The sequence below is a fragment of the Sphingobium baderi genome (assembly GCF_001456115.1).
GTDB lineage: Bacteria > Pseudomonadota > Alphaproteobacteria > Sphingomonadales > Sphingomonadaceae > Sphingobium > Sphingobium baderi_A.
In genome coordinates, this window is the sequence record NZ_CP013264.1 from 2149263 (window position 1) to 2163891 (window position 14629).

A 14629-nucleotide genomic window follows, 5' to 3' on the forward strand; every position below is an offset into this window, starting at 1 on the left:
TGGCCTGATGCGCCGGCTCGCGCCGGGGTGATGAGGATTTGCTATGGCTCAACAACCCGAAGGCCCTTCCGTCCGCCTGCTTCGCGTGGGTGAACAGGTGCGTCATATCCTGTCCGAAATCCTGACGCGCGGCGATGTGCATGACGATGTGCTGAACAATCATGTCGTCAGCGTCACCGAAGTCCGCATGTCCCCCGACCTGCGCCATGCGACGGTGTTCGTGAAACCCCTGCTGGGACAGGATGAGGAAGCGGTGCTGAAGGCGCTGCGGACCAACACCGCCTATCTCCAGCGGGAAGTCGCGCACCGCATCCGCCTCAAATATGCGGCTAAGCTCAAATTCCTCGCGGACGAAAGTTTCGACGAGGGCAGCCATATCGACCGCCTGCTGCGTGACCCAAAAGTCGTCCAAGATCTGGAAAAACCTCAGGAAGATTGAGCCGCAAGGCCAGTTGCTGCCCCGCCCTGATCTCAAAATCGCTGCCTATTTCGGACGGATCGGCTTAAGCTGTTTCTTCCAGATCGTTTGGCTGGCGATTGGGCATAATATTTCAGGGAATGGACGGAAAATGGCGCATCCCGCGAGACATATGCGACGATTGGCGGGAATGTTCCTGCTTCTGGGGCTTTCCACCTCCATGATGGTGGGCCTGCCTGATGCAGCGATGGCGAAGGAGTCGGCGATTCATTCCGCCGTCACCGCCGATCCCCCGCCGGATACCGCCTTTCCAGCAGGCATGAGCGCCTTTGTCATCCCGGCTGGCGAGGGAGCGATGAACGCGATCATGTATACCGCCGCGGGGGCGGGGTTGCATCCGACCCTGCTCCTGCTGCACGGCTTCCCCGGCAATGAGCAGAACCTTGACCTCGCGCAAGCCGCCCGACGCGCTGGATGGAATGTGCTGACCCTGCATTATCGCGGTTCATGGGGGAGCCCCGGCACTTTCTCCTTCACCCATGCGGCGGAGGATGCCCGCACGGCGCTCGATTTTCTGCGCCAGCCCGGCGTCGTGGCCCGTTACCGGATCGACGCCGGCGCGATCGTGCTGGCCGGACACAGCATGGGTGGCTTCATGGCGGCAGATGCAGCGGCTGACGATCGGGCGGTTGCGGGCCTTTTCCTTATCGACCCGTGGAACCCGGCCGAAACGGCGGCATCGCTCTCCACGGCGCAGGGCGAAGCGGCATGGAAAGCGGAGGTGACGGGCGATCTGGCGCCGCTGCACGGCGCGACCTATGACACCCTCACCGAGGAACTCAAAGCCCATGCAAGCCGCCTCGACCTTGGTCAGCGCCTTGTCGCACTGGGCCAGCGTTCGCTGACGATCATCGGCGCGGAACGGGGCCTTGGCGCTACCGCGCGCAAAGTCGCCGCCGATGCCCAATCCGCCAATCCTTCATCCCGCCTGATGGTCTGGCCGACGGATCATGGCTTTTCCGATAAACGGATCGCGCTGGCCGATGCGCTGGTCCGCTTTCTGGCGGGCGTCACGCCGCCGCTGCGCTGAAGAGAGATTTGTAGCAAAGTGTCGCATTCCGTTGAACGACGGGATGCCACCACTTACCTCCTTTTCAACAGGGGCTCTGAAACAAGATTGGAGCCGGAAAATGAAGAACATTGCTCAATTGGCCCGTTTCGCTGTCGCGGCGGCGGTGCTGACGCTTGCGGGAACGGCCATGGCGGCGACGGGATCGGACCGTCCGCTGGGACGCGAAGCCAGCATCCCCTTCGTCAATCATGGCGGCATATCCAACTGGCGCGCCGACGGCGATGAGGGCTTGTATATTCAGGACCAGCATCGCAACTGGTATCGCGCCAGCCTGATGGGAGCGTGCACGGACCTGCCCTATGCCGAAGCGGTGGGATTCCGCACATGGGGCGGAGACAGGCTCGACCGCTTTTCCGCGATCCAGGTCGGCGGTCAGCGTTGTCCGATCGAGAGCCTGGTCACCAGCGCCCCACCGCCAGCCAAGGCGCATAAGGGCTGACAGAGGCATCCGCGCAAGATACAGGCGCGCGGATGCATGGCTGGATCATCCTCGACAAACCCTTGGGACTAGGCTCGACGCAGGCGGTGGGGGCGGTCAAGCGTGCCTTGCGCCAAAGCGGCGCGGGGAAAGTGAAGGTAGGCCATGGCGGCACGCTCGATCCCCTTGCGACGGGCGTGCTGCCGGTCGCCATAGGGGAAGCGACCAAACTTGCGGGGCGGATGCTCGATAGCGACAAGATTTACGATTTCACCATCGACTTTGGCGCGCAGACCGACACGCTCGATCTGGAAGGGGAGGTGATCGCGACCAGCAGCATCCGCCCCACGCCAGCGCAGGTGGAAGCGATCCTGTCTCGCTTTACCGGCCCCATCGAACAGGCGCCGCCCGCCTATTCCGCGATCCTGATCGACGGCCAGCGCGCCTATGACCTCGCCCGCGCCGGGCAGGATGTGCAGATGAAGATGCGGGGCGTGGTGATCCATTCCCTCACCATCACGGCCAGTGAAGCGGAAGGGGAGGGGCTGGCTTCCATCACCCTTACCGCCCATGTTTCCAAGGGCACCTATATCCGCAGCCTCGCTCGCGATATTGCGCTGGCGCTGGGCACGGTCGGCCATGTCACCATGCTGCGCCGGGTGAAAGCGGGGCCGTTCACGCTCGACTCCGCTATTTCGCTGGACAAATTGAACGAAGCTGCTACGGGCGGCGGCATCGTGCAGCTTATGCTGCCGTTGACGGCGGGGCTGGACGACATCCCGGCTCTCCCCGTCTCTCCCGATGAAGCGCTGGCTCTCCGACAGGGGAAGGCGCTGATGGGGAAACCGCATACCGGTCTCATGCTGGCGATGGAGGGCGATACGCCCGTCGCGCTGGTGGAGGCCAGTGGCCCGGATATCCGGGTGGTGCGCGGCTTTAATCTCTAGTTGAAGAAAGGAAGCCGATGTCGATCACTGCAGAGCGCAAAGAAGCGCTGATCAAGGAATATGCCCGTGCCGAAGGCGATACGGGTTCGCCCGAAGTCCAGGTCGCGATCCTCTCCGAGCGTATCGCCAACCTGACCGAGCACTTCAAGGGTCACCACAAGGATAACCACAGCCGTCGCGGCCTGCTGATGCTGGTCAACAAGCGCCGTTCGCTGCTGGACTATCTCAAGAATAAGGATGAGGGCCGCTATACCGACCTCATCTCCAAGCTGGGCCTGCGTAAGTAAGCCTGTTATAGAAGGGACGGCCCCCCAGCGGGGCCGTTTCCGATTCCGGGGGCATCGCAATTCGGCGGTGCATTCCGTCAGGGGCCAAAAGATGCCCCACAGCCGCCGCGGACCGGCTTTGTCCGCATATGAGGCCCCGCCGGGCAATAGGGCCAGGCGGGCGAAGGAAAACACATGTTCGACGTAAAGAAAGTATCCATCGAGCTGGCAGGCAAGACCCTGACTCTCGAAACCGGCCGCATTGCGCGTCAGGCTGACGCCGCCGTGCTGGCGACCTATGGCGAAACCGTGGTGCTGTGCGCCGTGACCGCCGCCAAGTCGGTGAAGGACGGGCAGGACTTCTTCCCGCTCACCGTCCATTATCAGGAAAAATATTCCGCCGCCGGCCGCATTCCGGGCGGCTTTTTCAAGCGTGAGCGTGGCGCGACGGAAAAGGAAACGCTGGTTTCCCGCCTGATCGACCGCCCGATCCGCCCGCTTTTCCCCGAAGGCTTCTACAACGAGATCAACGTCATCGCCCAGGTGCTGTCGTTCGATGGCGATAGCGAGCCGGACATCGTTGCGATGATCGCCGCTTCGGCTGCGCTGACCCTGTCGGGCGTGCCCTTCATGGGTCCGATCGGCGCGGCGCGCGTCGGTTACAAGGATGGCGAATATCAGCTCAACCCTTCGCTCGACGAAGTGAAGACCGGCGATCTGGATCTGGTTGTCGCCGCCACGCACGACGCGGTGATGATGGTCGAATCCGAAGCCAAGGAGCTTTCGGAAGACGTCATGCTGGGCGCCGTGCTGTTCGCCCATGAAGCGAGCAAGAAGGTCGTCGGCGCGATCATCGAACTGGCTGAAAAGGCCGCCAAGGATCCGTGGGAAATGGCCGCACAGGACGATCTGGGCGACCTGAAGGCGAAGCTCAAGAAGCTGATCGGCAAGGATATCGCCGCCGCCTACAAGCTGACCGACAAGTCGGCCCGCTCCAACGCCCTGAACGAAGCCCGCGCCAAGGCGAAGGCGATGTTCGAGGCCGACGGTCTTGCCCCGCAGATGGTGATGGCCGGCATCAAGCTGACCAAGAAGCTGGAAGCCGAAATCGTCCGCACCGCGATCCTGAAGGATGGTCAGCGCATCGACGGCCGTAACACCACGCAGATCCGCCCGATCGAAGCGATGGTGGGCTTCCTGCCGCGCACCCATGGTTCGGCGCTGTTCACCCGCGGTGAAACGCAGGCGATCTGCACCACCACGCTGGGCACCAAGGACGCCGAGCAGATGATCGACGGCCTGAACGGCGTCTATTATGAAAACTTCATGCTGCACTATAACTTCCCGCCCTATTCGGTCGGTGAAGTAGGGCGCTTCGGCGCACCGGGCCGCCGCGAAGTCGGCCATGGCAAGCTGGCATGGCGCGCGCTGCACCCTGTGTTGCCGAGCAAGGAAGACTTCCCCTACACCATCCGCGTCCTCAGCGACATCACCGAGTCCAACGGCTCGTCCTCGATGGCGACGGTCTGCGGCGGTTCGCTTTCGATGATGGACGCGGGCGTACCGCTCAAGCGTCCGGTGTCGGGCATCGCCATGGGCCTGATCCTGGAAGGCAAGGATTTTGCGGTCATCAGCGATATTCTTGGCGACGAGGATCACCTCGGCGACATGGACTTCAAGGTGGCGGGCACGGAAAGCGGCATCACCACCATGCAGATGGACATCAAGGTCGCCGGCATCACGCAGGAGATCTTCGAAGTCGCGCTGCGTCAGGCCAAGGAAGGCCGCGCGCACATATTGGGTGAGATGAACAAGGCGCTGTCTTCGACCCGGACCGAATTGTCGGCCCATGCTCCGCGCATCGAGACGATCCAGATCGACAAGTCCAAGATCCGCGACGTCATCGGCACCGGCGGCAAGGTCATTCGCGAAATCGTCGCGGAAACCGGCGCGAAGGTCGACATTGACGACGAAGGCATCATCAAGATCAGCTCGTCCGACATCGACCAGATCGAAGCCGCGAAGAAGTGGATTCTCGGCATCGTCGAGGAAGCGGAAGTCGGCAAGATCTACAACGGCAAGGTCGTCAACATCGTCGACTTCGGTGCGTTCGTGAACTTCATGGGCGGCAAGGACGGTCTCGTCCACGTCTCCGAAATGAAGAATGAGCGTGTCGAAAAGCCGACCGATGTCGTGTCCGAAGGCCAGGAAGTGAAGGTCAAGGTTCTCGAAATCGATCCGCGCGGCAAGGTGCGCCTGTCGATGCGCGTCGTAGATCAGGAAACCGGCGAGGAACTGGAAGACACCCGTCCTCCGCGCGAACCTCGCGAGCCTCGTGGTGATCGCGGCGACCGTGGCCGTGGCCCGCGTCGTGATGGCGGTGGTCGTGGCGGCGAGCGTGGCGAGCGCGGCCCCCGTCGCGACCGTGGTCCTCGCGACGATAAGGATGGCGATGACGGCTCCAATGCCGGCTTGCCCGATTTCCTGACGCAGGACTGAACGGTCCATCGCGGCAATCGTGCCAATAAAAAAAGGGGGCGTCCGGATTTCCGGGCGCCCTTTTTTGTGAGGCGATTATGCGGTTTGCAAAATTGTGCAGCGGATGTCGGAGTGGGTAGGTAGCGGTCAGTCAGCTTCTCGGCCGCAAGTGTCGGAAAGCGTCCACGCCGACTAGATTGGCTTAGTTATGACGGCTGCATCGCGCGCCTGTCGTTGCCCCTCTATAAAGGCCGTCTCATAGATGTCCGTCCATTCCTTGAGCATTTCGGGCGATGCGCCACTTGCGTCGAGGTGTTGTGCACCCTGTCCCAAAATTTCATGGTGATCGGCCCTTTGGAGCAAACCGCCGATGCGACGGACTGGATGACCGAATGAAGGTTTTCTGTGGAGGGTGCTGCGTTGTCTGTGCCGGATCGCTGGAGATAAGTTAGCCAGCCGATCGACTCCCTATATTGTTGGGAGGCATCGATGGCGCGGAAATGAGTGCGGCAAGAGCCTTCAACATCAGGGAGCCCGTTCGGAACTCCTTGAAGAAAACCATTCCCGAAACCCAAAAGCGCAAACTGCTGGGCGGGCTGTCGCGTTGCAAGATCGTCGTTAACATCGACACTCATCGCAGTGTAGTCGGTGTAACCGGCGTAACCTTCCGGTCGGCCTGGAAAAATTTCAAAGCTATCACTGGCTGCTGACGCGAGATTGATTGGCCATTTCGACCGCGGATTGCCCATAGCGCAGCGGACATAAGGACGCCTCGAAGTTGCGAGACGCTTGTACACCGCCGTTAGAGCCAATGCGACGATGATGGCCAACATTCCGATGAAGTCATGGCGGAAGAAGGTCATGCGCGCGATTCCGAATCCGCCGGACAGGATGATCGCGAAGAGAATGAACGCAGGAAGCTGTGGTTGAATGTTCATCCGTCCCGTTTCTTCGGCGGCAACCACCGACATAAGCGTACCGCCCATCCTTCGATGTCCGTTTCGAAGTGAGGAACTGGGGCTCCTGAATGATTGGCTTTGGTCGAAAACCGCCATGCACGATCACAGGTTGCAAATGGCATAACCCCTTTTTGAAACGGCGTCGGACTAATCTCCATCAATGCATCCCCAGAAAGTTATGCTACTGTAACAAAGGACTGTCTGGGGATTTTCATGCGGCGCGGGAATGATCGATTCATAGAACGTTTGCCGCTTGCGCTCGGCCAGCGCTGGATGGGCTTTTTCTGGGCGGCCTTATTTTGCCTTGCGGCATTGGGGCTGCGTCTGGCCATGAGGCCATTGTTGCTGAGCGCCGCGCCCTTCGCCGCCTTTTTCCCGGCGGTGATTCTGTCGGCCTTTTTGTTCGGGGTGTGGCCGGGCCTGTGGGCGGCGATGCTGGGACTGCTGTTTGGCAGCTATTTTTTCCTGCTTCCTTATACGGGATATGAAGTCACGCCCCACCTGGTGATGATCCTGTGCCTTTATGTAATAGTCATGGTCGTGGCTATCGCCCTGATCCATTTCATGCAGCGGGTGAATTTTCATCTGGCCGTGGAACGCAAGCGCAGCCGGGAACTGGCGGATACCAAGGATCTGCTGTTTCGCGAATTGCAGCATCGCGTATCGAATAATCTGCAGGTGGTCGCGGCCATGTTGGCCCTGCAACGCCGTGATATCGATGATGACGCCGCACGCCGCGCGCTGGATGATGCGTCGGCCAGGCTGGCATTGATCGGCAAGATCAGCCGCGCCATGTATCATCCGTCCGGAGAAGGACAGGATGTCGGCGCGTTTCTGACGACATTGTGTGGCGATATTATCGAAGCCAGCGGACGGCAGGACATTGCCGTCCATGTCGCAGCCCCGCGTCAATTGCTGCTCGCATCGCATGTCAGCGTTCCGTTGGCGCTGATCGTGGCGGAGGCGGTTAGCAACGCGATCGAACATGGCCTGCCCGATCGCGCGGGCACGGTACGCGTTTCGCTGGACGCATCGGAGGAAGGGTTTGCCCTGCGGGTCGTCGATGACGGCAAGGGCATAACGGCAGGTGAGGAAATCGGCGCTTCGAACAGCCTGGGCCTTCGCATCGCGGCTGCATTGGCGGCCCAGCTTGGCGGGCGTTTCGTGCTGGAGCCGGGCGCCGGCGGCGGAGCGGTTGCGCGCCTTGATCTTCCGCCATCGGCGAATGTAACATCCGACTAACCATTCTGCCGCTTGGCGGCGGCCATTCGCTCGGCTATGACCCGGCCCATGCTGACGAAAACCATGATGCGCCTTGGCGCTGCCGCCGCTCTGGTCCTGCTCGCGGGATGTGCGACATCGAAGAACAAGGCCGACACCCAATATGTCGCCCGTGACGTGTCCACGCTCTACAATGCGGGTAAATACCGGCTGGATCGCGGACAATATAAGCTGGCGGCCGCATTATTCGACGAAGTGGAACGCCAGCACCCCTATTCGCCATGGGCGCGGCGCGCGCAGCTCATGTCGGCGTTCAGCTATTACATGAATCGCAACTATAATGAATCGATCGGCGCGGCGCAGCGTTTTCTGTCGATCCATACCGGCAACAAGGACGCTTCCTACGCTTATTATCTGATCGCGCTCTGCTATTATGAGCAGATTGCAGACGTCACCCGCGACCAGAAGATCACGCAGCAGGCGCTGGATTCGCTGGGCGAATTGATCCGCCGTTATCCCGATACGCGCTATGCCTCCGATGCCCGCCTCAAGGTCGACCTCGTCAACGACCATCTGGCTGGCAAGGAAATGGAGATTGGCCGCTTTTATCAGCGCCGTGGCCAGTGGCTGGCGGCAACGCTGCGTTTTCGCACGGTGATCGACAAATTTCAGACCACGACTCACACGCCCGAAGCGCTGGAGCGTCTGGTCGAAAGCTATCTTGCCCTGGGTATTCCCGATGAGGCGAAGAAGGCAGCGGCTGTCCTGGGGGCCAACTATCCCGGCACCAAATGGTATGAACGCTCCTTCAAGCTCATTCGGGAATATGCACCCAAGGCATAGGATCGTTTGTTCCCCTTTTGTACAGCGAAGGGTAGAAGCAGGCCATGCTGACCGCCCTGTCCATTCGCAACGTCGTGCTGATCGAGGCGCTCGATCTGGAGTTCGGGCCAGGTCTGGGCGTGCTGACGGGGGAAACCGGGGCGGGCAAATCGATCCTGCTCGATTCTCTGGGACTGGCGCTGGGCGCGCGGGCCGACAGCGGGCTTGTGCGGAACGGCGAATCGCAGGCAAGCGTCACCGCGACGTTCGATGCGCCTGCGCCAGACCATCGTGCCTTCGCGCTCCTTGCAGAAAACATGATCGCCCTTGAACCGGGCGAACCGCTCATCATCCGAAGGACGCTCAAGGCCGATGGTGGGAGCCGGGCTTTTGTGAACGATCAACCCTGCTCCGCTGCGCTGTTGCGGGAACTGGGCGGGACGCTGGTTGAAATTCACGGGCAGCACGATGATCGGGGATTGCTCAATCCGCGCGGTCATCGGACGCTGTTAGATGTCTATGGGCGCTGCGATGTCGCCCATGTCGCTGCGGCCTATATGGCATGGCGAACGGCTGCCGATGCCTTGGCGGATGCACGGGAAACGGTTCGCAGCGCAGCGCGTGACCGCGATTACCTGACCCATGCGGTCGAGGAACTAGCGCGATTTGCGCCGGGACCGGGCGAAGAAGCGGCTTTGGCCGACGAACGGGCCACCATGCAGAAGGGCGCTCGCCTGACCGATGATCTTGCCGCCGTGACGGAGTGCCTGACAGGATCGGACGGCGGACTGGCGCAATTGCGGCAGGCGGCGCGGCGGCTGGACCGGATTGTGGTGGAATATGCTCCGCTGGCCGATGTGCTGGCGGCGCTCGACCGTGCCGTGATCGAGGCCGGGGAGGCGGAGGAGCGGCTGAGTGAGTCGGCCGAGGCGTTGAGTTTCGATCCGGCAAGACTGGATGCGATCGAAACGCGCCTGTTCGATCTGCGCGGCCTTGCCCGCAAGCATCAGGTGCAGCCCGATGACCTCGCAGCATTGCGGGAAGAGATGGCAGACAGACTTTCCGCCATCGAAGGGGGTGAGGAACATCTCGCCACGCTGGAAGCGGCCGTCGCGGCCAAAGCGGATGCTTACCGGCAAGCGGCGCAAGAGCTCTCGACCGAGCGCCAATCGGCGGCGCAGCGGCTGGATGCGGCCGTCGCGGCGGAACTGGCACCCTTGAAACTGGATGCGGCTCGTTTCCGCACGGTGGTGGCGCCGCTGGACGAGGGCCAGTGGAGCGCGCAGGGTCTGGATCGGGTTGAATATGAGATATCGACCAATCCCGGCGCACCCTTCGCACCGCTGGTGAAGATCGCTTCGGGCGGCGAATTGTCGCGTTTCATCCTGGCGTTGAAGGTGGCATTGGCGGAGCGGGGAGGGGCCGATACGTTGATCTTCGACGAGATAGATCGGGGCGTGGGCGGCGCGGTCGCGTCCGCTATCGGAGATCGCCTGGCCCGCTTGGCGCAAAGCAGCCAGATTCTGGTTGTCACCCATAGCCCGCAAGTCGCGGCCCGTGGAGCTGGGCACATGCTGATCGCCAAGTCCAGCGACGGGACGGTCACGCGTACCGGCGTCCATGCGCTCGATGCGGGCGAACGCCGTGAAGAGATTGCGCGCATGTTGTCCGGCGCGGAAATCACCGCAGAGGCGCGAGCGCAGGCCGAACGGTTACTGGAGGTCTGAGGGCGGCTTCAGCCTTTCCGCTTGAAAGGCACGGCGCTATGGAAGGCGCATGACTGAACCTGCCTCCATGACCGAAGCCGAAGCAGCCAATCGCCTGATGCGCCTTGCAAAGGAAATCGCGCGGCACAACCGGCTTTACCACGATCAGGATCAGCCGGAGATCACGGACGCGGCATATGACGCCCTGATGCGGGAAAACAATGCGCTGGAGGCAGCATTTCCTGACCTGGTGCGCGCGGATTCCCCCAATCGTCAGGTAGGGGCGGCCCCCACTTCCGGGCTGAAAAAAGTTCAGCATGCCATTCGCATGATGAGCCTGGACAATGGTTTCGCGGACGATGACATCGCGGAATTCCTTGCGCGTGTTCGCCGTTTTCTGGCTTTGCCGGAGGATGTGCCTGTCGCATTGACGGCGGAACCCAAAATAGACGGGCTTTCCTGTTCCCTGCGTTATGAGAGGGGCGAACTGGTGCTCGCGGCTACGCGGGGGGATGGCGCCACGGGTGAGGATGTGACCGCCAACGTCCGCACGATCACGGATATTCCAGAGAGGCTGACAGGCGCCAATATCCCGGAGATCTTCGAGATCAGGGGCGAAGTCTATATGGCGAAAGCCGATTTCGCTGCCCTGAACGAGCGCCTCCTTGCAGAAGCCGATGACCCGGAAAAGGCGCGGCAATTCGCCAATCCCCGCAATGCGGCCGCAGGTTCTCTTAGGCAGAAGGACGCCACGGTCACGGCTGGCCGTCCGCTTCGCTTCCTGGCGCATGGGTGGGGGGAATGTTCGGCGATACCCGGTGAAACCCAACTGGACGTGATGCGGGCCATAAATGGCTGGGGTTTGCCTGTTTCCGACCTGCTGGTCCGGGTCGATACGCTGCGCGCCATATTGGAGCATTATCGCCGGATCGAGGCAGAGCGCGCCGAACTGCCGTTTGATATCGACGGCGTCGTCTACAAGGTGGCCCGGCTCGACTGGCAGCAGAGGCTGGGCTTCGTGGCCAAGGCGCCCCGCTGGGCCATCGCGCATAAATTTCCGGCGGAACGAGCGCAAACCACTTTGGAAGCCATCGATATCCAGGTCGGGCGAACTGGTAAGCTGACCCCTGTGGGGCGGTTGACCCCCGTGACAGTCGGTGGCGTCGTGGTTTCCAACGTGACGCTCCACAATGCCGATGAGATCGAACGGCTGGGCGTTCGTCCGGGCGACCGGATCGTCGTGCAGCGCGCGGGGGACGTGATCCCGCAGGTCGTGGACAATCTCACCCGCGAGGATGTTCGCGCGCCTTTCCTTTTTCCCGATCATTGCCCGGTTTGTGGTTCCGAAGCCGTGCGGGAGGAGGGAGAAGTGGACATACGCTGCACTGGAGGACTTGTCTGTGCGGCCCAGCGGTTCGAGCGTTTGCGCCACTTCGTCAGCCGCGGTGCGCTGGATATAGAGGGCCTTGGCGAAAAGACGATCGAGGAATTTCTCGACCTTGGCTGGATTTCGGAGCCGGGCGATATTTTCCGTCTGTCAGCCCATCGCGCGGCGCTGCTCGGCCGGGAGGGATGGAAGGAGAAATCCGTCGACAATCTGCTCGCCGCGATTGAGGCGAAGCGGAAACCGGATGCGGCGCGGCTGCTTTTCGGGCTGGGGATACGTCATGTCGGCGCGGTGACCGCGCGCGACTTGTTGAAACGGTACACGACCTTGCCCGCCATCCGCTTGCTGGCGCAGGAGATCGTCGCCCTGCGCGATACCATGATACGGGTGGAAGGAGAGGAGGAAAGCCGTTTCCTCAACCGGCGGGACAAGGCGATTGCCGAAATCATCGGCGTCGAAAATGTCGGCGCGGCGGTCGGTCATGCGCTCGCCGATTTCTTCCATGAACCACATAATGTCGCGGTGTGGGACGATCTGCTGGGCGAAGTATCGCCGCCCGATTATGTGGTGCAAACCACGGCCAGCGCCGTCACGGGTAAGATCGTGGTGTTCACCGGCAAGCTGGAAACGATGAGCCGCGATGAGGCGAAGGCGCAGGCGGAACGTCTGGGCGCGAAGGCGGCGGGATCGGTCAGCGCCAAGACGGATCTGGTGGTCGCTGGCCCCGGCGCGGGTTCGAAGCTCAAGCAGGCTGCGGCTCTGGGCATAGAGGTGATCGATGAAGCCGCCTGGGCCGAGATCGTGAAGGCGGCGGGCCAGGGGTAAGCTGGCCCGGCCTTTACCTCAGGACGCCTGCTCCAGCTTGTCCTGCGTTTTCATCTGGAAATCGCGGGCTTCATGGCGTTCGTGCAACTGCTCGTCCAGCGGACCGGAGACCTTGTTGACGATACGGCCACGCTTCACGGCCGGACGTGCGTCGATCTCTTTCGCCCAGCGATTGAGGTGCTTGTAACTGGCTCCGTCGAGAAACTCGCCGGCCCCTTCGTAAGTGCGATTGAGGACGACGCCGCCATACCAGGGCCAGATTGCCATATCCGCGATGCCATATTCATCGCCCGCCATATATTCATTGTCCGCGAGATGGCGGTCGAGCACATCGAGCTGGCGCTTCACCTCCATCGTGTAGCGATTGATCGGATATTCGTATTTTTCCGGCGCATAGGCAAAGAAATGGCCAAAGCCGCCGCCCAGCAGGGGCGCGCTGCCCATCTGCCAGAACAGCCAGGACAGCGTCGCCGCGCGCTTGGCCGGATCGGCAGGCAGGAAAGCGCCGAATTTTTCAGCCAGATAAAGCAGGATCGCGCCCGATTCGAATATGCGCTGGGGCGGAGACACGCTGTGATCCATCAGCGCGGGAATCTTGCTGTTGGGGTTGACGGAAACGAAGCCGCTGGAAAATTGATCGCCTTCGCCGATGCGGATCAGCCAGGCGTCATATTCCGCTTCCTTATGTCCGGCTTCCAGCAGTTCTTCAAGCAGGATTGTGACTTTTTGCCCATTGGGCGTCGCGAGGGAATAAAGCTGCAGTGGGTGTTTGCCGACCGGCAGATCCTTGTCATGTGTCGGTCCGGCGATGGGGCGGTTGATATTGGCGAATGTGCCGCCATTCGCCTTGTCCCATGTCCAGACGCGCGGCGGGGTATAGCTTTCGGTCATGCAGGGTGCTCCCTTGGATGGCAGTTACCCCCGCAGGTAGGAAGCGGCCCCCGACCCGGCAACCGTTCCTGCCACCATGGCGGATTTATTTCTTTCCTGTCCGCGCGATAAGGACACTCACCGGCGAGTGGTGGGCGATGGCTGATGCATTCGATCCAAGCAGCTTCGAGGAGAAAGAGGGTTGATGCGAGCCGAGGACGATAAGGTCGGCTGCCTGGGCCTGCGCGTAGGAAATCACCTCGTCGCGCACCGGACCGCGTTTGGTGATGAAATCGATGCGGCTTTCGTCGATACTCAGATCTCCACACCATTCACGCATGGCGGCCATGGCATCTTGCTGTTCATGCAGATCGAAATCCTCCGCGAGCAGTTCGGCATAGCGGGACGGCAGATAATAGCGGACATAGAGAAGGTGAAGCCGCCCCTCGTTCCCCGCGATGGCGGCAGCGCGCGCCAGGGCCGCGCGGCCATTATCCGGATCATTGACGTCCACCGCTACGATGATGTTCGAAAAGCGCATCTTTCTCTCCTTTGCCTTCCCGCTATTGTTCCGGTTCGGTGGAGAGATGGAAGCACGGAGCGGGCGCGACATGAAATAATGCCTGCGGGCAATGGCATGGCGACGGCCGCAACAATCCTGCAACGCGGTGATGGCAGGGGAGGGGATATCTGATCGTCCCGCGGAAAAAATGACGGCCACCTCTTGACCGAAAAAATCCTCCTTCCATATTCACGCCTGCTAGCACTCCTGAAAGAGGAGTGCTAGCAAGTGAAGGTTCATTGGGAGAAGGGCCAGAGCGCGCATCAGGGGGTGTCCCCGCGCGCTTTTCCAGATCCCGCAAACGTCCGTAAGAGGGAAAGGCACTCAACATGGCATTTCGTCCGTTGCATGACCGCGTTCTCGTTCGCCGCGTAGAGGCGGAAGAGAAGACAGCTGGCGGCATCATTATCCCCGATTCCGCCAAGGAAAAGCCGCAGGAAGGCGAAATCGTCGCTGTCGGCACCGGCTCCAAGGCCGAAGACGGCAAGGTCACTCCGCTGGACGTCAAGGCCGGCGACCGCATCCTGTTCGGCAAATGGTCGGGCACCGAAGTCAAGGTCGACGGTGAAGACCTGCTCATCATGAAGGAATCGGACATTCTGGGCGTCGTCGCCTAAA

At 61.4% G+C, this 14629-nt stretch carries 14 protein-coding genes; 11 read left to right on the plus strand and 3 right to left on the minus strand.

The annotated features are described in order from the left end of the window. The first annotated feature begins 43 nt into the window (after positions 1 to 43). The 6 genes from rbfA (at position 44) to pnp (ending at position 5680) form a co-directional block, all read left to right on the plus strand. Positions 44 to 439, plus strand: coding sequence for a 30S ribosome-binding factor RbfA (gene rbfA / locus ATN00_RS10635; protein WP_062064524.1), 396 nt, complete (start codon positions 44 to 46; stop codon positions 437 to 439). A gap of 169 nt (positions 440 to 608) precedes the next feature. After that, complete coding sequence (locus tag ATN00_RS10640) at positions 609 to 1508, plus strand: alpha/beta hydrolase family protein (protein ID WP_062068677.1); 900 nt, start codon at positions 609 to 611, stop codon at positions 1506 to 1508. A 100-nt stretch (positions 1509 to 1608) separates the two neighbouring features. Further along, on the plus strand, positions 1609 to 1989 hold the full coding sequence (locus tag ATN00_RS10645) for a DUF6491 family protein (RefSeq protein ID WP_062064527.1): 381 nt from the start codon (positions 1609 to 1611) through the stop codon (positions 1987 to 1989). A 32-nt stretch (positions 1990 to 2021) separates the two neighbouring features. Beyond that, on the plus strand, positions 2022 to 2915 hold the full coding sequence (gene truB / locus ATN00_RS10650; protein ID WP_062064529.1) for a tRNA pseudouridine(55) synthase TruB: 894 nt from the start codon (positions 2022 to 2024) through the stop codon (positions 2913 to 2915). A gap of 17 nt (positions 2916 to 2932) precedes the next feature. Next, positions 2933 to 3202, plus strand: a complete 270-nt coding sequence (gene rpsO / locus ATN00_RS10655) for a 30S ribosomal protein S15 (RefSeq protein WP_062064532.1) — start codon at positions 2933 to 2935, stop codon at positions 3200 to 3202. A 174-nt stretch (positions 3203 to 3376) separates the two neighbouring features. Further along, complete coding sequence (gene pnp / locus ATN00_RS10660) at positions 3377 to 5680, plus strand: polyribonucleotide nucleotidyltransferase (protein ID WP_062064533.1); 2304 nt, start codon at positions 3377 to 3379, stop codon at positions 5678 to 5680. A gap of 221 nt (positions 5681 to 5901) precedes the next feature. Here the strand turns inward: pnp and ATN00_RS23425 are convergent, their stop codons facing one another. Then, on the minus strand, positions 5902 to 6645 hold the full coding sequence (locus tag ATN00_RS23425; protein WP_156415265.1) for a hypothetical protein: 744 nt from the start codon (positions 6643 to 6645) through the stop codon (positions 5902 to 5904). Positions 6646 to 6831: 186 nt separating this feature from the next. Here ATN00_RS23425 and ATN00_RS10670 point away from each other — a divergent pair, with 186 nt between their 5' ends. Genes ATN00_RS10670 through ligA form a run of 4 tightly spaced genes read left to right on the plus strand, consistent with a single transcriptional unit; the run spans position 6832 to position 12579 of the window. Then, positions 6832 to 7860 (plus strand): sensor histidine kinase, encoded by a 1029-nt coding sequence (locus tag ATN00_RS10670; RefSeq protein ID WP_062064538.1) that lies wholly within the window; start codon positions 6832 to 6834, stop codon positions 7858 to 7860. 48 nt (positions 7861 to 7908) lie between these two features. Beyond that, entirely contained in the window at positions 7909 to 8682 is a 774-nt protein-coding gene (locus ATN00_RS10675) for an outer membrane protein assembly factor BamD (RefSeq protein ID WP_062064539.1), read from the plus strand. A gap of 44 nt (positions 8683 to 8726) precedes the next feature. Then, positions 8727 to 10388: a DNA repair protein RecN gene (gene recN, locus ATN00_RS10680; RefSeq protein WP_062064541.1), complete on the plus strand. Its 1662-nt coding sequence runs from the start codon at positions 8727 to 8729 to the stop codon at positions 10386 to 10388. Between the two features lie 49 nt (positions 10389 to 10437). Then, positions 10438 to 12579: an NAD-dependent DNA ligase LigA gene (gene ligA / locus ATN00_RS10685; protein WP_062064543.1), complete on the plus strand. Its 2142-nt coding sequence runs from the start codon at positions 10438 to 10440 to the stop codon at positions 12577 to 12579. Between the two features lie 18 nt (positions 12580 to 12597). Here the strand turns inward: ligA and yghU are convergent, their stop codons facing one another. Further along, a complete protein-coding gene (gene yghU, locus ATN00_RS10690) occupies positions 12598 to 13470 on the minus strand; it encodes a glutathione-dependent disulfide-bond oxidoreductase (protein ID WP_062064545.1) in 873 nt (290 codons plus the stop codon). Between the two features lie 85 nt (positions 13471 to 13555). Then, positions 13556 to 13990: a universal stress protein gene (locus ATN00_RS10695; RefSeq protein ID WP_062064547.1), complete on the minus strand. Its 435-nt coding sequence runs from the start codon at positions 13988 to 13990 to the stop codon at positions 13556 to 13558. A 350-nt stretch (positions 13991 to 14340) separates the two neighbouring features. Between ATN00_RS10695 and groES the strand changes: the two genes are divergently transcribed. After that, the gene (gene groES / locus ATN00_RS10700; protein ID WP_021243753.1) at positions 14341 to 14628 is read left to right on the plus strand and encodes a co-chaperone GroES; all 288 of its coding nucleotides are present in this window, start codon (positions 14341 to 14343) and stop codon (positions 14626 to 14628) included. Position 14629: the final 1 nt, after the last annotated feature.